Here is a 16108-nt window from a genome sequence, read left to right on the forward strand (position 1 = left end):
TGGAACTCCCCCGAGTTTTGGTGTCGACGCACAACATGCGCCTCTGCGCGAGCTTGGCGGAGGAACAGGTCGCACCGATATGAACTTCACCCTGGATTCACCCGCGTCCAGCGAATTTGCGGACGTCGCGTAATAAGTCGACGCGTATCGTGTCGGCATGCCATGGATCTCGGGGAATGAGCGGCCTGCACCGGGCGCGGGCATAGAACACCGCGTCACGCGGTCCACCGGCTGGCCCGGGTCTGCGCGCGAGCGGAGCGTTGATATCGGGTGGGAGTGCGGGACAGGGCGACACCGTAACCCGTGATCCACATGAGAGCGACGGTCGTCGCGGCGAACTCAAACCAGCCACCGCTGCCCCCTCCCCAGCGTGTCAGCGAGGCGTATGCCCCTGCGAGCGCGGTCAGTGCGACGACGATCATGGTGGTCGCGCTGAGAATCCGCGTAGCCCGCGATGTCGACGAGTCCCACACCTGGAGGACTGCGGTCACGGCGGCTGTGAAACCGAGCGCGGCCGCCGTGACGTGGAGCAGATCTTGGACCGTGGAGGTGGGGGTGAAGGGAACCGGACAACCTACGGTGCAGGGTACGGCGGCAGCGAAAGCGAAGAGCGTTCCTGATGCGAGCAGGGTGGCGCCGGCGGGCCAAGGTGAGAGGATCCGATGGCGCGGTTGGGCTGGTGGCAGCGCAGTCGCGACGAGGATCGCAGCGGCGGCTACCAGGATCAGGGCGAGGTTGAACCACGGCGCGGTGGCCACGCCGGCCGCGCCCATCGCGCTGACGTAGATGTTCCCGTCCAACGCGGTGCGACAGCACCAGATGATGACGAGGCCGAGTGCGCCGCTGAGTGCGCCAATGCCGGCGCGTCGGCGCCGAGGTACGTCTGCCCCGAGGGATGGTCGGGCTGGCTCTATGTCGACGACGTTCGGCATCATCGGCGGCCCCTTGTCGGCAGGTGCGGCAGTTCACACCGGGCGTGGGTGGAGGTGAGCATGGGCGTCCTTTCAGTAGCTGACACCTCAGAGAGAGTTACGTGCGCCGATGATCACGCGACTCCGGCGGACTTCACCCCCGGATCACCTGCGTGAATGCCGACGGTCGAGAACTCTCGGAGGCTGCTACGCGCGGCGCTGCGATGGTTAGCTCGAGCACGGCTATGCGTGCTTGTCCCTCCGAGGAGACTCGGCCGCTAGGGCTTCGGGGTGGCCTAGAGTGAGGGGCGAAGCTCGCGTGGGATGTGTTCCGTCCCTCTCAGTGCACCCGGGTATCACGACGTGGGCTCCAGATCTGCCTCACCCTCATCCATCGCTGGAGCGTTCATGCCCGAGCCTGTCGACAGCGCTGCTCACCGTAGCGACCGCCGTGACTCCCCGATACCAGTGTCCGACCCAGTGCGGGACAGGGAAGCTGACCTGCTGGGTGCGCTTCCACCTGTGGACTCCCGCATCTTGACGGATCTCCGTGAGGCGGTGAACGGGGCTGACATGTCCCGCACGGTCGCCCTTGTCCGTGACGGCTGGTTTGATCTGCTTCGTGAGAACAGCCCGCTGCTTCGCGAGACGATCGAGTGGGTGCCATCGGAGGGGCTCCGGGACTCACCGCTGCTGGCGATGTTCGCCGGGTTACTGTTTTATGGCACGCCCCACCGCCGCCTCAAGGGGCTCCGCTTGTTCGTGGGCGCCACTCGGGCAGCGGCCACGAATCGGCGCGTCCTCGAGCCCATCGATCGGGCGCTGATCCTCACCTCCGCCAGTGTCTCGTACCGGCTGATCGGTCGCGCAACGTTGGGTGTGAAACCTGCGCGCACGGCGATGCGCATCCTGAACGAGATGTCCGACGCCGATCGGCAGAGGGTCCACGCTCTGCCCAGGGTTTACTCGCACCTTGGAGCCACACTGTATTATGGCGGGCACGTCGACGAAGCCCTCAGCGCCTTCGAACACGGGCTCGCGGAAGTTCCTCGGCAGGGCTACCCGCACGGGTTCATGAACCTCGCGATGCTCGCCGGTATTCACGCCCTACAGGGCACGTTGCGTGAGAGCGAGACGTACCTCGTGGCGGCTCGCTCCCCTGATTGGTCGGACACGACGCGTTCCATGTATCCGGGAACGTACTATCGGATCGCGGAGGCGACTGTCGCACTCGAGGTGTTCGACACCGCCACCGCCCGCCAGCACCTGGAGGCGATGGTCCACGATCGGGCCACCATAGAGCACTGGATTCCCATCGCGCTCACAGAAGCGATGACTAACCTAGTCGACGGCCGTCCGGGCGAGGCGCTTGCGGGACTTGATGCCTTCGCTGCCTCCCGACAGAAGGAGGGGCGTTCGGCCACGGCGAAGAACCAGCTCGCTCCGATGCGCGCCTTACTGCAGCTGGCCCTGGAGAATCCTGACGCGGCGGTGGCCATCCTTGACCGAGACGCTGCACCAGGCCCAGCGCGTGATATTTCTCGTGCACGGACCGACCTGCTACTGGGGCGACATGGAGCCGCGCTGCACCGGTTACGCCGACTCGCTGGTGCCACGCTCACGTCCCGGTTGAGCGTCGAAGCGTCCGCGCTGGAGGCCGCCTGTGTGCTCCGCATCGCAGATCAGGTGCGAACCCGCCCGACTCTGGAGCGTCTCGGCGCGACATTAGCCGCATCGGGGCAGCGGCTCGCGCTCGCCCTGCTCCCAGCCGCTGACTTTGACAGGGTGCAGGCGGCCTTGCGCACCACCGGCTATCAGGCCGTGGTTGCGGCGCTTCCCGCCGTATCGCTCATCCCCGAGATCGGCGGAGAGCGGCTCCTGTCCGAGCGCGAGCACGCCGTCCTGCAGGCATTAGTGAACACGTCATCCAACGCCGCGATCGCGAATGACCTCGTCGTGTCCGTGAACACGGTCAAAACACAGTTGCGCAGCATCTACCGCAAGCTTGGCGTCTCCACCCGTGACGAGGCGATAGCCGTCGCTCTGGCTCGGCATCTTGCGAGCGTGCATCCACCGTCGCAACCCCCGAGATAGCAGACAGACGCATGCCTGATGATAAGACGATGGTGACTGGCACGCAGCAGTTCTCGACTCGGACTTTACTGTACTGCGCGGTCTTCGCCGGCCTACAAACGCTGCTCTACCTTGCGCTATCGCCAACGACGGCACTGCTCGCATCAATCTTCCCACCTGGCTATGCGGTCGCTGCAGGGGCATACAGTTGCGGGATGTTCGCCGCCCGTCTCTTCATCGGCCGGAACGGGACCGCGACGCTCACGGCCGCCATCACGGGTGTCTTGATCGCCACAGTCAGCCCCATCGGACTTGTCGCCCTCATTCCCATGGTCATCGCTGGCGCGACGTTCGACGTCGTGCTGTTGTGGGGCCGGCGGCGGCCTCCGCGTCGAGTCATGTGGACGCCGGTCCCAGCGGCACTGTGTTCCGGGATCGCCCTGTTCCTGGTATCGCTTCCTGCGTTCTCCACCGATCACCTCACACTAGGAGTCCTGACCGCCACGCTCCTGGGACGCGCGGCAGGACAGGTCGGCGCAGCCCTCCTCTCGACGGTGATCATTGCCGCCCTGTCCCGCGCGGGCGTCCGCGCCGTCCAGCCGCTGCGAGGCGCTCCTGAGGGCGGCACCCGGGCGCCTTGACCGAGTCCAAGGTCAGGACAGGTGTCCGTCGACGTGACGACGCTCAATGCCTGTTGCGCTCCGGGGAGCCACCGCGCCCAGGAACGAACGCGGGAAAGGCACATGTCTTTGAGCTGGGGTGAAACGGGCCACGCAGGGGCGGGGTGAGACCCTGGGGGGAGGCCCTGGTGGCCCGGCGGGGAGTCAAAGTCTCGCCGCAATCCCGACAGTAGAAGGAAGACATCGGGCTCGAACATGAAGTTCACCCCGACTTCATCCCGGGAATTGCGTAAGAGATCCCATCCTCGAGCTTCTCATAGGGGGAAGCTCCTCATCGGGCGTCGGGGGGGGACGCTGAACTATCGGCCGCCCAAGGGGCAACGGTCTCTCCGCTCGAGTTGCGCAGCGCGCCCACATCGTAGTACTCCAACTTATCCGGTAGCTCGTTGCTCGACTTGCTCGATGGTCCGCCAGTGCCCCACAAAACGACACACTTCAGCCCGGGAGCTGACGCCATCTCGGACACTCACTGAGCAGGAGGGCGCCCCGATGCTGGGGCACCCTCCAGATAGCCCGCTCAGCCGCAGGAGGCAACCACGGACCATCCGCCGGCCAGGGGCGACAGGTTTGACACGGTCGCGTCCCCAAGCCCCATGTATCCGAGAGATCCGACCGCGTAGTACGGGTTGTACGGGTTGGCCCCGTAACCGGTAGCACGGCCCGCGGCCTTGTGTTCAGCGTTCGTTGCCGTGGTGCAACCAGTCGGCGTTGTTGTTGGCGTCGGTGACGGGGTCGGCGTGACGGTCGGGGCCGGAGTCGGAGATGGAGTTGGTGTGATGCTCCGGTCGACCCGCCGGTTGTTGTCGAAGAAGAACTTGGTTACGTAGGCCGGATAGTCGATGCTGTTCGCCGAGATGTACGTTCCTCCGGACCCGGCACCGGCGGGCCAGTTGTGACCCAGCCCTGTGTTCTGGATCACGGAGGCTCTCGGACCTTGAGTGTCGGAGTACTGCGTTCCTGCGCCCTGGGTGTTCGTCCCGGAGAGACCGGTCAGGGAGAACTGCGTTGACGACGTCGCTCCGTACAGTCCGGCCATCACTTTGCCGTTGAGGGTGTCGTAGCCGGGTGCCACCGTTGTGTCGTTGCTGCCGTATACGACGGAGGTTACCTGCGTCTGGAACCCCTCGGCGCCGGTGTTGGCGAACTTCCTGCATGTCGATGTCGCAGTCTTTTCGTCCGTGGCGACGGTACCGATCTGCCCTGATGTCGTCCCCACAGTCGGGCCGGCGTTGATGCCTACGCCGGCGAACAGGTTCGGGAACAGGCATCCCATGACCATTGCTTCGCCGCCACCTGAGGAAAGGCCGGAGATATACACCTGGGACTCGTCGATGCCTAGGGATGCTCGGGCCGTCAACGTCTGGGCGAGGTCTCTGAGGTTGTCATCGTGACGAGCAGGCGAGCTCGAGCTGTGATTCGTGTCGTAGTAGTCCCAGCATCCAAGGACCACGCCGCCGTTCGGAGCATCCGGGATAGCCACCACCATGCCATAAGCGTCAGCCGCCGCGGCCCAGTTGCCGTTCGCCTGCAGGTCCTTGGCCTTCTGAACACACCCGTGCAGGTTGATCATCAGCGCTCTCCCGTCTCCGAGCGTTCCTGCCGAGGTCGGAGTGTAGAGCCGCACCGACATTCCCGCGATCGTTTCCGTCGACCAAGTTCCCGTCGTTGCGTGGGCGGCGGTGGAGGCGGTCACAGCTGCGAGTGCACCCGCAGTGAGGGCGGCCGCGGCGATACCGGCGAGGAACCTCGATCGCCAGCGCGTCGCTGCTTCTTGCTGTTCGAGTGGGGCCGGGCTATTCATGCAGAACCTCCTTGTTCTGACGGGGTGCCGCCATCGACATCCAGTTGTGTCGAGTATTCGGCGATCTCGGCCCGTACTCGACCCCGGAATCCGCACAGCAAACGTGCATCAACGCACATTACGAGGTCGGCGAACACGCTGGCAGACTTATCTGTGTGATCGGATTGCTCTTAGTGCCGGAGCAGGGTCCCTGGTTTGCGTCGCTCGTCGCTCTGATGTGCACGAGCGCTGTGGTGCAGTCAGTTACGGGGTTCGGTTTCGCCGTCCTGAGCGCGCCCGTGCTCGCTGCCGTGACCGATGGACCGACAGCTGTGTCCACGGTGCTGATCACGGGGACGATCGCCGACGTGCTGATCCTGTTGGCACGCCGAAAGCGTCCCATACCCGAGGTGGGGGTCGTCGGCGCAAGTTCTCTGCCCGGAATCGCGGTCGGCACGATGCTGCTTGTGGTCGCCCCCAAAGAACGTCCTGATGGTGATCATCGCGTTGTGCGTTCTCGCCGCCGTTGCGCATCGATGGTGGTTGGGCCGACGCAGGACGATGACCCAGCGAAGGATCGGACGCTCATGGGGCGTGCTCGCGGGGATGCTCTCCGGAACTTTCGGCGCCGCGACAACACTGGCCGGACCGCCCACAGTGCTGTATCTCGGCTACCGGGATCTCTCACCGGGAAGGATGCGAGACACCCTGGTCACGCTCAACCTGGTCCGTCTACCTGTCAGCCTCGCGGCGCTCCTTTGGGCAGGCACGTTTACGGTCATCCCCGGGATCTTCTGGTTGGTTGTCGGCGTGCTCGCCGGATACGCGATGAGTGGACGGTTGTTCCGCCGGATCGGACCGGGACAGTACAACGCCATCACCCGCGCTGTCCTCCTCCTCGCTGCAGTGGTCGCGCTCGTCTCCGCGATCACCGCGAACGCCCGCTGACCGCAGCTCCTCCCCCGCGTACGGGATTCGCTGCTCACTGTCCAGCGCGCGAGTCGTCGAGCTCCTGACGGAGCCACGGCCCCACCATTCGTGCACCGCGATGACTCATGACCACCGTGTAGTGGTTCAACTGCTCCAGGCGCACATGGCGGATACTCCGGTGCTTACGGAGAAGGTCTTCTAGGTATCCAGGGGCGTACAATCCCGGCGGCTCGTTCTGCAGGCCGCGGGGAACAGTGAGCAGAAGCGTCTCATGGACGAGCCCCGTAAGCGCATCGGGAAGCTCCGTGCCGAGGTTCATGTCGAGCGTATCCTCGACGGTGACACGGTAGCTGGTCGTCGGCCGCAACGCGTCCCCGTCACTCATGAGGTCGTAGGCGATGTACCGCTCGAGTTCTGGGCTCCAATCTTCCGTGAAGGCAGGGTGAGGGCGCCAGAATCCTTCGATGTAGTCCTCGACGCTGGCCCACCGATGCGACAATCGCTCAGCGGTGGGGCCGAGAATGTGGGCCACCAGCTCATCCGCATCGACACTGTCGGGGACATCAAGCGGGAGGCCACCGTCCACGAGGACGAGGCTCCTCACCCGTTCGGGGTGACGATGGGCAAAAACGAGCGCCACGAAAGCACCCATCGAATGCCCTATGACGAGCACCGACGACTCCCCCAGCGCATCCAGGACAGCGACGAGGTCAGCCGCGTGCGCTCGGAGTCCCGCCGGCCCGGACACGGCATTGCTCAGTCCACGGCCCCGGAGGTCCGGAGCGATCACCCGAACGCCGGGAAGCTCATCGACGACGAACGGCCACGCTAAGTGCGACGACGTCACCCCGTGAACGACGAGAACCGCCGGCGTGAAGTCGGTGGGCGCCTCCACCGGGTCCCAGACTCCCACATGGAGGGCGCCGCCCGCGACGGGAACGTCCATGGTGCGGAAGGAATGAGCTGTCACCGTGCCGTCCATCCGCCGTCCATCGCGTAGGACGCCCCGGTCACCATGCCAGCGACCGGCGACGCGAGCCATGTGACCAGCGCGGCAACCTCGGCCGGCTCGACGAGTCTCTTGATCGCGCTCTCAGTGAGCATCACCTTCTCGACGACCTCCTCCTCTGCGATACCGTGCAGACGCGCCTGGTCGATGATCTGCTTCTCAACCAAGGGTGTGCGCACGTAACCCGGGTTGACACAGTTGCTGGTGACACCGTGTGCCCCACCCTCCAACGCCGTGACCTTCGAAAGGCCCTCCAACCCGTGCTTTGCAGTTACATAGGCTGACTTGAACGGGCTGGCGCGGAGCCCATGAACACTGGAGATATTGATGATCCGCCCCCAACCGTTCTCGTACATTCCCGGCAGCACCGCCCGGATGAGAAGGAAGGGCGTTTCGACCATCAACCTTTGAATGAGGCGGAACGCCTCGGGGTCGAAGTCGGTGATAGGGCTGACCCGCTGCACTCCGGCGTTGTTGATCAGAATGTCCGTCGTCACGGATACCCCCTCCAGTGCTCGCGTGTCGGCGAGATCGATGGGCCAGGCCTCCCCTCCAAGTCGGGTCGCGTGGTGTTCCGCAGCCTTCGCGTCCAGATCCGCCAAGACCACGATGGCGCCCTGTGACGCCAGTGCTTCTGCGCACGCGAGGCCGATGCCGCTCGCCCCACCCGTGATCAGGGCGCGCTTCCCCTGGAGCTCCAGTTCTGTCATTCCTTCTCCTTCGACGTGCCGCTACGTGGGCCGAGGCCCCGCCCGATGAACAACATCATTCGATCGACGATCGAGGTATCTATTTGCGTCGGAGGCTGCCCCGACGGATCGCGTTCCCAGAGCAGGTAACGCATCCCGATCAGCTCTCCTGCCCCCATCAGTGCCCACGCGACGACTTCAGCGTCGAGATCCTCACCGATCTCGCCACGTCCCTGCGCCGAGGCCAGCCCCTCGCGGTATCCCTCGACAATGCGTTCGTAGTGCAGCCGTAGCATCGACGGAGAGACGAACTCCGCTTCTCTGACGACGCGATACAGGGCAGGGTGCTCTGCGGTGAACCGGAAGAACCCCTCGAACCCGCGGCGCTCCGCATCGAGGCGATCGCTCGCGCCTTTCATCGCATCGGACATGGAGTGGCGAACTCGGCGATTGAGGTCGACGACCAACGCTTCGAAGATCGTCTGCTTACTGTCGAAGTACAGGTAGAACGTACCGAGTGCGACCTCGGCGCGCTCCGTGATCTTCACAATGGAAGCGTCGTGGTACCCCAGATCCGCGAACACGCCCTCGGCCGCGACAAGGAGACGCGATCGTGTCGCTTCCCCTCGTTTCGTCAGCGGACGACCTGTGGCAGGAGAAACGAGAGACTCCTCTGTATGTGGTGACGGTTGCTCAGCCGGCAAGATCATGAGCGTTCTCCTTGTCTGCGATGAGAAGCTGAAGCGCACGGGAGCGCAGCGCCCCTCGCGCCACCTTCTCGATAGTGGAGCGTGGCAAGCGATCCACGAACTCCGTTCTGACCGGAAGCTTGAAGGTTGCGAGGCGATCGCGCGCGAAACCGAGGAGTTCGTCTTCGCCCAAAGGCCCGCTGCGCACGATGAACGCTACGCCCCGCTCGCCCCACACCGGATCCGGGACACCGACGACTGCCGCGGCTGTGACAAGCGGATGCGCTTCGAGAACTCGCTCGACCTCCGCCGGTGACACGTTCTCACCGCCGGAGACATAGATCTCCTTTATCCGGTCGACGACTCGGTAGATGCCGTCGGAGTCGCGGTGAACGAGGTCACCAGTGCGCAACCATTCATCGACGCGCACACGCGCCGTTGCCACGGGATCGTCCAGGTACTCAGAGAACACGCTGGGTCCGCGAACCCATAGCTCTCCCGTGGCGCTCCCGTTCAGCACCAGCGACGTCTCAGGATCGACGAGACACACGTCAACATATGGATACGGCCGTCCAACCGCGCCCGGGTGCACGCGGACGGCGTCAGCGGGCAGTGTCAGCACATTCGGTCCTGCTTCGGTCAGACCGTAGCCCTGAGTGAGCCCGACTCCGCGCGCAGTCCAGGCGTCGGCCAGGTCATCGGGGATCGTGGCACCGCCGACGAGGACGGTCTTCAACGATGTCAGATCCGCATCGGGCCATTCCGGGGCTTCGTGAAGCATCCGGTACTGCGTGGGGACGCCCATCATGGCGGTTACCCGTCGATCGCGGATCAATTGCAGCACCCGCGATGGGTGGAACGAACGCTCCAGGATCACCGTCGCGCCCGACCACCAGGCCAGAAGAGGCTGCACGTTCCACGCCGCCACATGATACTGAGGGAGCACCGACAGGATGACATCGTCGTTGGTGATCGGCATGACCTGAGCCAGCGCGACGTTGTTCCAGAAGCAGTTCGAATGGGTGAGCACCACACCCTTCGCGGCGGCCTCGCTACCCGAGGTGTAGATCACGAGGAGTGGGTCGTCGTCGCGTACTGGTCGTCGCACCACCGGGCTGACGCAGCGTGGCATCCTCCTTTCTACTCCGTTCGCCCCGAGCTCCGCCGTGGCGGGGCCCGATTCCATCAGAGAGAAGGCGGCCCTCGCCAGCGCCGCATGCTCGTCCTCGACGAGCACCAGAGGTGCACCGCTGCGGTGGATGAGGTCGCTGAGCTCGACGGGAGTCAGCCGCCACGACAGAGGTACGAAAGCGATGCCGAGGAGGGCACACGCGAAGAACGCGACGACATGGTCTGCTGAGTTCCCGGACACCGTCGCGATCCTGTGCCCCGGTCCGTACCCTGCGTCCGCGAGGCGCACGGCAAGAGATGAGGCGCGTTCATAGAGTGTCTTGTAGTCCAGAAGGACACCGCGGTCATCGATCGCGATGCTGGCCGGGGTGGTCGCTGCTCGGTCGCAGATCCAACGACCCAGCGTCTGCGTGCCGTCGAGTTCAGTCATAATGATGTTCCTTCGACCGCATCGATGGTTTCGAGCCTGTCGGCAGGCGTACGTGCGGCCGTGCGTCCACGCTTGCGCCGCCATTCGTCGACCGTCCCTGCGATCCCGCCTGGAAGGAACAGCACGACCAGGATGAACAGTGCCCCGAGAAGGAAGAGCGGCTCTGACAGGGGGATCCGCAACCACTCGGGTAGCGCGTCGATCGCATCAGAGCGAGCCAGGACGGTCAGACGCTGATCGAGCAAGGTGTACAGCACCCCACCTACAATGGCACCCCATCGGAAGCCGACGCCACCGAGGACGACCATCACGAGCACCGTGATCGTGAGATCAGTGCCCACGGCCGACGGTTGCGTGCCTGACTGGAGCAGGAGATAGGCGATCCCCGCAAGCCCGGCGCACAGCGCGGCGATCACGAACACGATGAGCTTCGCTCGAGCTGGGCGCAGGCCCAGCACCTGCACTCGGAGCTCGTTCTCCCTCGTTGCGGCGACGAGATGACCGAGTCGCGACCGGTCCACCCACAGAACGACCAGGTAGACGATAACGACGACGACGAGCGCGAGCCAATAGAGGTTGCGGGTGTTCATCACTCCGACGAGCCATTCCGGAACCTGTCCGGTGTTGAGGGAAAGTCCTTCTTCTCCGCCGGTGATCGCCTGGTTCCGGCGTACGAGAACGGAACCGGCCTGTGCGAAGGCGAGCGTCACCATGGCGAAAGGAATGCCGTTCACCCGCATCGCGATGGCGCCGGTGACGACCGCGACGATCATGCCGCCGACGAGGGCGACAAGAATACCTGGCCACAACGGGAGCTGTGCAGCGTCCAGAACGATGCCGAGGCCGTAGGCCCCCGCACCGAAGTACAGTGCGTGCCCGAACGACAACATGCCAGCGGTCCCGAGCAGGAGATTATAAGACAGGGCGAGGGCCGCGAACACCATGCACAGTGAGAGCAGCGCGAGCGTCCCCGGCGTGTACGTCGCCCCGGGCAGAACGCCGGGGATGGAGATGTTCAGCACCGGCAGGATCGCCATGACGAGGATGATGACCGCCCCGATGATCAGAGGAGTGGCTCGTTTGATGGTGTTCATGCTGTCCTCCCCATCAACCCGCGTGGGCGCACGAGCAATACCACCGCCAGCAGCGCGACAACGATGAAGTCCCCTGTGCCTCCGAGGTACGTGTTTGCTATCTGCTGCAACACCGCCACGAGGACGGAAGCGATGGCGGCGCCGGTGAGAGACCCGAGTCCGCCGACGACGGTGACGATGAATGCGAAGATGAGTAGCGTCGAGCCGAGGTGCGCGGACACGTAGGTCATCGCGTGCATCGCGAGCACTCCGCCGATGCCGGCGGCCGCGCCGCCGATGGCGAACACAACCGTGAATGAGCGGCGCACATCGATGCCGAGGGCCGTGACCATGGCACGGTTTTCCACGCCGGCGCGGATGATCATCCCGTAGCGGGTCTTCTTCAGGAAGAGGACGAGAGCGGTCAGTACGATTCCCGCGGCGATGATGAGCACCCAGTACTTGTTGGGGATGTTCGCGCCGAGCACTGTTGTCGTCTGACCCAACCATCCCGGCCCGGTGACGGTGATCGGGTCCGTGCCCCAGATGCCCTCGAACAAGGCGATAGCGGCGAAGGAGAGCCCGACAGTGACCAGAACCTGTTCGATGTGCCGTTGGTACAGCGGGCGGATGAGAAGAAGTTCCGTGACCGCTGCGAAGAGCGCGCCGACGAGCGCACCGGCCAGGACAGATAGCAGGAATCCGGTCCAGGTGGACGCGCCCAGCGCTTGAGCGACGGTCCACCCCACGAAGGCGCTGAGCGTGAGGAAGGCGCCATGGGCGAAGTTCAGAACATGCATGAGCCCATAGATCAGGCTGAGCCCGCTAGCGACGAGGAAGTACAGGGCGCCGAGGCCGACGCCGATGACAAGGGTGAGGATGAGGGTGCTCATGCGTGTGCCTCCGCGCTGACGCCGAGAAGTCGTCTGGTGAGCTCCTCGTCGTCGAGGATCTCTGTCGCCCTGCCGGTGTGCACGACGCGCCCACCCGCTATGACGACGGCGGGGCCGGCGAGTTGCCGGACGACGTCGAGGTTCTGTTCTACGAGCAGGATGGGCACAGTCTTGGCTGCCTCAGCGAGCGCCGCGGCCACTTCGGCGACGATCTTCGGCGCCAGCCCTTTGGTGGGTTCGTCTACGAGGAGGATCTGGTTGTCGTTGAGGAGGGCCCGGGCGACGGAGACCATCTGTTGCTGACCGCCCGACAGCGTGCCCGCCCGTTGATCACGGCGCTGGACCAGGTCGGGGAAGAGCTCAGCGACAAGATCTCTGCGGGGATGTGTCTGTCTTTCGGCGAGGGCGAGGTTCTCTGCGACCGTCAGTCCCGCGAAGACCTCGCGATCTTCAGGAACGTAGCCGACGCCGCGCTGGACGATCCGATGTGTAGGGAGGCCGTCGATGCGCTCACCGGCCAGGCGCACCTCGCCGGATCGGTCAATCAGGCCAAGGATGCCGCGCACCGTGGAGGTCTTGCCGACACCGTTGCGGCCAAGTACCGCGGTAATACCAGTGGCGGGCACCTCGAAGGAGACGTCTTCGACGACCTGCTGCCCGGAGATGGCTGCTCTCAGATTCCGTACCCGAAGGATGGGTTCGCTCATGCGGCGACGCCCTTTCCGAGGTATGCGCTCTGCACCGTCGGGTTGCCCATGATCTTCTCCGGCGTGTCCATGGCGATGATCGTTCCGAAGTACATCACGGCGACCACGTCGACCAGGTCGAGCAACACATCGATGTGATGCTCGACCATGAGCACCGTGCAACCGCTCTCGCGTTGCATGGTGCGGATCGTGTCAACGAGTCCGGCAACGTCGCCGGACGCGACACCGGCCATCGGCTCATCGAGGAGCACCAGCCGTGAGCGTGTGGCCAGGAGAACAGCGATCTCGAGCTTTCGTTTGTCTCCATGGCTGATGTCGCCAGCCAGCGCGTTTCGTCGATGTTCCAGCCCGACGTCGACGAGGAGCCGTTCCGCGTGCTCCGTCGCGGCGTCTCGGGCGGACGGGAACCGCAGCAGCGAGTAGCTGCCACCCCGCGTCGCCTGCGTTGCGATCCGCACGTTTTCCTGCACCGTGAGTCTCGGGAAGAGGCTCGACGTCTGGAATGTGCGCCCCAGTCCCGCCCGAGCCCGCCGAGGGATGGGCATGCGCGTGATGTCCTCGCCATCAAGCAGAATGCGACCAGACGTTGGGCGGGTCACACCGGAGATCGTGTTGAACAGTGTCGTCTTTCCGGCGCCGTTCGGGCCGATCACACCAACGAGGCTTCCCGCTGCGATGTTGAGGTCAACGTCCTTCAGAATGGTGGCGCCGCCGATCTGCAGGCCAAGGCCTTCGACATGTAGATCCGCTCCGCGGGACTCGGACGGGATGGGGGCTTTCATCGTATGTACGCCGTTCCTCGGGCGGTCACGGAGCCACGGTCGCGGCGTCGACCGTGTCGACGAGCTCCGGGACGAACGAACCGTCCTTCGCGATGAGCTTCACCTGGTACATGCTCTGCAGGAGAGCGTGGTCGTCGGCGCGCACAGTTGTGGTGCCCTTGGGACCTTCGAACTCGAACCCTTCGAGGGCGGCGATCATGTCATCGACGTCGCCCTTTCCTTCCTTGATAGCGTGCACGAGCATGATGGCCGCGTTGAAGCCGTCGGGGCTGAACAGATCGGGGGTGGCTCCTGCGTCCTCGATCGCCGTGACCATCGCATCGTTCACCTTGTTGTCCGGCGCGCCCGGAAAGTAGTGGTTGAGGAAGTTGATCTTCTCGGATGCTTCTCCGTAGGCGCTGAACGTGGCCGAGTCGCCGAGTCCGGTGACCACAGGGATGTCGTCCAGGACGCCCTGCTGACTCATCGCCTGCCACATCGCCCCCGAGGTGGCCCCCGCCCAGGCAACGAACACGAGGTCGGGCTTCGCGGTGAGAACCTGCTGCGCGAACGGCGTGAACTCCGTCACATCCTCGGCCACGAGGACCGGAGTCACCGTGGCTCCCTTGCCGCCGAGAATTGCCTCCACAGCGGCGACGTTGCCTTGCCCGAACGCGTTGTTCTGGGCGAAGACGGCTACCGTCTTGCCCTCGATGTCATCGAGGAAGGTTCCGGCTGTCGCGACGTCCTGTGCGGACTGACGACCAGAGCGGAATGTGTAGTCGTTGACACCGGTGATGCCATCCGCAGCCGCCGGCCCGGAAATGAACAGAACCTTGTTCTGGGCCGCCTGCTCCGCCACCGCGAGTGCAACACCGGACGAGGCACTACCGAGGAGGATGTTCGCCCCGTCCCCAATGAGTTCTTTCGCCGCAGTCACCGCAGTATCCGGGTCGCCCGCATCGTCACGGTTCTCCACGATGATCTTCGTCCTGTCGATCTCGCCGGTGCCGTCCGTTGCGTAGTCAAGACCTGCCTCGAAGCCGGCAAGGTACTGTGCCCCGTATCCGGCGAGCGGACCCGTCTCGCTCGTGATCACGCCGACCGTGATTGACTCCGGGCCTGAATCTCCATCACCCCCTCCGGTATTAGCGCCGGTCTGCGGAGCGCAGGCCGCCAAGACAAGAGCTGTCGTGACCACCAGGGAGCCCAGGAGGAACTTCTTCGTAACCCGCATGCGTGTGCCTCTCACCGTTGAAGGGACAACCTGAAAGATGATTCAGATTACGTAAACCATAGAAGGCCGTGACCGTGTCGTCAACCCGGATGCACGGTTTCGTCCACCCGGTGTTCGTCTCCACGATGCCTGACGTCGGCTCTAATGAAAGGAGGATCCACGACGATCTGACGGTGATGTGCAGATGAGTTCGAAGGGTCCGGTTGTCGCGTTGGTCGTTGCGACGGTGCTGTGGTCGACCGGTTATGTACTGAGTGCGTGGGCTCTGGCTGGCGCCTCCCCTGCGGTGCTGTCTGTGTCCCGCTTCGCGGTAGCGACCGCGGTGGTCCTCCCCCTAGCGATACGCCATGGGGGCCTGCGGGCGGCGATCCTGGCACCGCGGTACCTTCTTCTCGCTGCCACTGGGGTCACGGTGTACTACTCGTTGGCGAATTTGAGTCTGTTGTTCACTACGGCGGGGACTGCGTCTCTCGTCGCTGCATGCCTGCCGGTGCTGACTGTTGCAGGTGCGAGGCTCTTTCTCGGAGAGCGAGTGTCAGTACGTACGGCGCTTGGCCTCACGGCAGCGACAGTGGGCGTGATGGTGGCTTCGTTGACCAGTTGGAGTATGGACGGCGGCGTCATCCTGAACGTCCTTGCGATGTGCAGTTACGCCGCGTACACGCTCATTCTGCGCGGCAACACACATGCTCGCGACAGCCCGATCACGATCGCGGCAGTCACGGGACTGTGGGGGTCCGTCTTCATGCTTCCGTGGCTCATTTGGGAGGTCGCCTCAGGTTCCGCGGTTTTGACGCGCGACGCCTTCGCGCCGATTCTTGCTCTCGCTCTCGTCGTCACCGGACCGACGTTGGTTCTCTTCACCTACGCTGCCGAACGACTTCCTGCGTCGATGACAGGTGCCGCTGCCGCTGCGATCCCTCCGTTGGGATATCTGTGCGCCCTGTCGTCTGGAGAGACTCTCATGCCCCTCAAAGCCGTCGGAGGGTTGATCGCGCTGGCCGGAGTCCTCGTTGCCACTCTCCCCACACCTAGAGGGATACGACGCACATAGACGCAAAAGTGCTTTGCCTGATTGGCAAGGGGCTGCACGAAGGAACTGACCTTCCGCGCGA

The 16108-nt window shown here is 64.4% G+C and carries 15 protein-coding genes; 4 read left to right on the forward strand and 11 right to left on the reverse strand.

Annotated features, from left to right (window positions below; translation table 11 throughout):
- Nucleotides 1–215: 215 nt before the first annotated feature.
- Nucleotides 216–935, reverse strand: coding sequence for a DUF998 domain-containing protein (locus ACFY5A_RS15975; RefSeq protein WP_387235458.1), 720 nt, complete (start codon nucleotides 933–935; stop codon nucleotides 216–218).
- Nucleotides 936–1484: 549 nt separating this feature from the next.
- On the opposite strand from ACFY5A_RS15975, the gene ACFY5A_RS15980 reads away from it, so the two are divergent.
- On the forward strand, nucleotides 1485–3005 hold the full coding sequence (locus ACFY5A_RS15980) for a response regulator transcription factor (protein ID WP_387235461.1): 1521 nt from the start codon (nucleotides 1485–1487) through the stop codon (nucleotides 3003–3005).
- 11 nt (nucleotides 3006–3016) lie between these two features.
- Nucleotides 3017–3625, forward strand: coding sequence for a hypothetical protein (locus ACFY5A_RS15985; RefSeq protein ID WP_387235463.1), 609 nt, complete (start codon nucleotides 3017–3019; stop codon nucleotides 3623–3625).
- Nucleotides 3626–4181: 556 nt separating this feature from the next.
- Here the strand turns inward: ACFY5A_RS15985 and ACFY5A_RS15990 are convergent.
- Nucleotides 4182–5465: a PHB depolymerase family esterase gene (locus tag ACFY5A_RS15990; protein WP_387235466.1), complete on the reverse strand. Its 1284-nt coding sequence runs from the start codon at nucleotides 5463–5465 to the stop codon at nucleotides 4182–4184.
- A 471-nt stretch (nucleotides 5466–5936) separates the two neighbouring features.
- Here ACFY5A_RS15990 and ACFY5A_RS15995 point away from each other — a divergent pair, with 471 nt between their 5' ends.
- Nucleotides 5937–6392, forward strand: coding sequence for a TSUP family transporter (locus tag ACFY5A_RS15995; RefSeq protein ID WP_387235469.1), 456 nt, complete (start codon nucleotides 5937–5939; stop codon nucleotides 6390–6392).
- A gap of 34 nt (nucleotides 6393–6426) precedes the next feature.
- Here the strand turns inward: ACFY5A_RS15995 and ACFY5A_RS16000 are convergent, their stop codons facing one another.
- The 9 genes from ACFY5A_RS16000 to ACFY5A_RS16040 are packed head-to-tail and all read right to left on the reverse strand — an operon-like array spanning nucleotide 6427 to nucleotide 14993.
- Nucleotides 6427–7356 (reverse strand): alpha/beta hydrolase, encoded by a 930-nt coding sequence (locus ACFY5A_RS16000; RefSeq protein WP_387235473.1) that lies wholly within the window; start codon nucleotides 7354–7356, stop codon nucleotides 6427–6429.
- Complete coding sequence (locus tag ACFY5A_RS16005; protein ID WP_387235476.1) at nucleotides 7341–8093, reverse strand: 3-hydroxybutyrate dehydrogenase; 753 nt, start codon at nucleotides 8091–8093, stop codon at nucleotides 7341–7343. Before ACFY5A_RS16005 ends, ACFY5A_RS16000 begins: the two co-directional genes overlap by 16 nt.
- Nucleotides 8090–8782 (reverse strand): TetR/AcrR family transcriptional regulator, encoded by a 693-nt coding sequence (locus ACFY5A_RS16010; protein ID WP_387235479.1) that lies wholly within the window; start codon nucleotides 8780–8782, stop codon nucleotides 8090–8092. The genes ACFY5A_RS16005 and ACFY5A_RS16010 overlap by 4 nt, the downstream gene beginning before the upstream one ends.
- Nucleotides 8766–10322 carry a class I adenylate-forming enzyme family protein gene (locus tag ACFY5A_RS16015; RefSeq protein ID WP_387235482.1) on the reverse strand — a complete coding sequence of 519 codons (1557 nt, stop codon included), beginning with the start codon at nucleotides 10320–10322 and terminating at the stop codon, nucleotides 8766–8768. Before ACFY5A_RS16015 ends, ACFY5A_RS16010 begins: the two co-directional genes overlap by 17 nt.
- Nucleotides 10319–11359, reverse strand: coding sequence for a branched-chain amino acid ABC transporter permease (locus tag ACFY5A_RS16020; RefSeq protein ID WP_387235485.1), 1041 nt, complete (start codon nucleotides 11357–11359; stop codon nucleotides 10319–10321). The genes ACFY5A_RS16015 and ACFY5A_RS16020 overlap by 4 nt, the downstream gene beginning before the upstream one ends.
- A 53-nt stretch (nucleotides 11360–11412) precedes the next feature.
- Nucleotides 11413–12288, reverse strand: a complete 876-nt coding sequence (locus ACFY5A_RS16025; protein ID WP_387235488.1) for a branched-chain amino acid ABC transporter permease — start codon at nucleotides 12286–12288, stop codon at nucleotides 11413–11415.
- Complete coding sequence (locus ACFY5A_RS16030; RefSeq protein ID WP_387235491.1) at nucleotides 12285–12995, reverse strand: ABC transporter ATP-binding protein; 711 nt, start codon at nucleotides 12993–12995, stop codon at nucleotides 12285–12287. Before ACFY5A_RS16030 ends, ACFY5A_RS16025 begins: the two co-directional genes overlap by 4 nt.
- A complete protein-coding gene (locus tag ACFY5A_RS16035) occupies nucleotides 12992–13777 on the reverse strand; it encodes an ABC transporter ATP-binding protein (protein ID WP_387235494.1) in 786 nt (261 codons plus the stop codon). The genes ACFY5A_RS16030 and ACFY5A_RS16035 overlap by 4 nt, the downstream gene beginning before the upstream one ends.
- A 25-nt stretch (nucleotides 13778–13802) precedes the next feature.
- Nucleotides 13803–14993 carry a substrate-binding domain-containing protein gene (locus ACFY5A_RS16040; protein WP_387235497.1) on the reverse strand — a complete coding sequence of 397 codons (1191 nt, stop codon included), beginning with the start codon at nucleotides 14991–14993 and terminating at the stop codon, nucleotides 13803–13805.
- 184 nt (nucleotides 14994–15177) lie between these two features.
- Here ACFY5A_RS16040 and ACFY5A_RS16045 point away from each other — a divergent pair, with 184 nt between their 5' ends.
- Nucleotides 15178–16047 carry a DMT family transporter gene (locus ACFY5A_RS16045; protein ID WP_387235500.1) on the forward strand — a complete coding sequence of 290 codons (870 nt, stop codon included), beginning with the start codon at nucleotides 15178–15180 and terminating at the stop codon, nucleotides 16045–16047.
- Nucleotides 16048–16108: the final 61 nt, after the last annotated feature.

Source organism: Microbacterium sp. NPDC012755, from assembly GCF_042901325.1.
Taxonomy (GTDB): domain Bacteria; phylum Actinomycetota; class Actinomycetes; order Actinomycetales; family Microbacteriaceae; genus Microbacterium; species Microbacterium natoriense.

What these genes read in the sequence shown, in the direction of transcription:
- ACFY5A_RS15975 (WP_387235458.1), bottom strand. Translation starts at nt 935, where the DNA reads ATGATGCCGAACGTCGTCGACATAGAGCCAGCCCGACCATCCCTCGGG.
- ACFY5A_RS15980 (WP_387235461.1), top strand. Translation starts at nt 1,485, where the DNA reads ATGTCCCGCACGGTCGCCCTTGTCCGTGACGGCTGGTTTGATCTGCTT.
- ACFY5A_RS15985 (WP_387235463.1), top strand. Translation starts at nt 3,017, where the DNA reads ATGCCTGATGATAAGACGATGGTGACTGGCACGCAGCAGTTCTCGACT.
- ACFY5A_RS15990 (WP_387235466.1), bottom strand. Translation starts at nt 5,465, where the DNA reads ATGAATAGCCCGGCCCCACTCGAACAGCAAGAAGCAGCGACGCGCTGG.
- ACFY5A_RS15995 (WP_387235469.1), top strand. Translation starts at nt 5,937, where the DNA reads ATGGTGATCATCGCGTTGTGCGTTCTCGCCGCCGTTGCGCATCGATGG.
- ACFY5A_RS16000 (WP_387235473.1), bottom strand. Translation starts at nt 7,356, where the DNA reads ATGGACGGCACGGTGACAGCTCATTCCTTCCGCACCATGGACGTTCCC.
- ACFY5A_RS16005 (WP_387235476.1), bottom strand. Translation starts at nt 8,093, where the DNA reads ATGACAGAACTGGAGCTCCAGGGGAAGCGCGCCCTGATCACGGGTGGG.
- ACFY5A_RS16010 (WP_387235479.1), bottom strand. Translation starts at nt 8,782, where the DNA reads ATGATCTTGCCGGCTGAGCAACCGTCACCACATACAGAGGAGTCTCTC.
- ACFY5A_RS16015 (WP_387235482.1), bottom strand. Translation starts at nt 10,322, where the DNA reads ATGACTGAACTCGACGGCACGCAGACGCTGGGTCGTTGGATCTGCGAC.
- ACFY5A_RS16020 (WP_387235485.1), bottom strand. Translation starts at nt 11,359, where the DNA reads ATGGCGATCCTGCCGGTGCTGAACATCTCCATCCCCGGCGTTCTGCCC.
- ACFY5A_RS16025 (WP_387235488.1), bottom strand. Translation starts at nt 12,288, where the DNA reads ATGAGCACCCTCATCCTCACCCTTGTCATCGGCGTCGGCCTCGGCGCC.
- ACFY5A_RS16030 (WP_387235491.1), bottom strand. Translation starts at nt 12,995, where the DNA reads ATGAGCGAACCCATCCTTCGGGTACGGAATCTGAGAGCAGCCATCTCC.
- ACFY5A_RS16035 (WP_387235494.1), bottom strand. Translation starts at nt 13,777, where the DNA reads ATGAAAGCCCCCATCCCGTCCGAGTCCCGCGGAGCGGATCTACATGTC.
- ACFY5A_RS16040 (WP_387235497.1), bottom strand. Translation starts at nt 14,993, where the DNA reads ATGCGGGTTACGAAGAAGTTCCTCCTGGGCTCCCTGGTGGTCACGACA.
- ACFY5A_RS16045 (WP_387235500.1), top strand. Translation starts at nt 15,178, where the DNA reads ATGAGTTCGAAGGGTCCGGTTGTCGCGTTGGTCGTTGCGACGGTGCTG.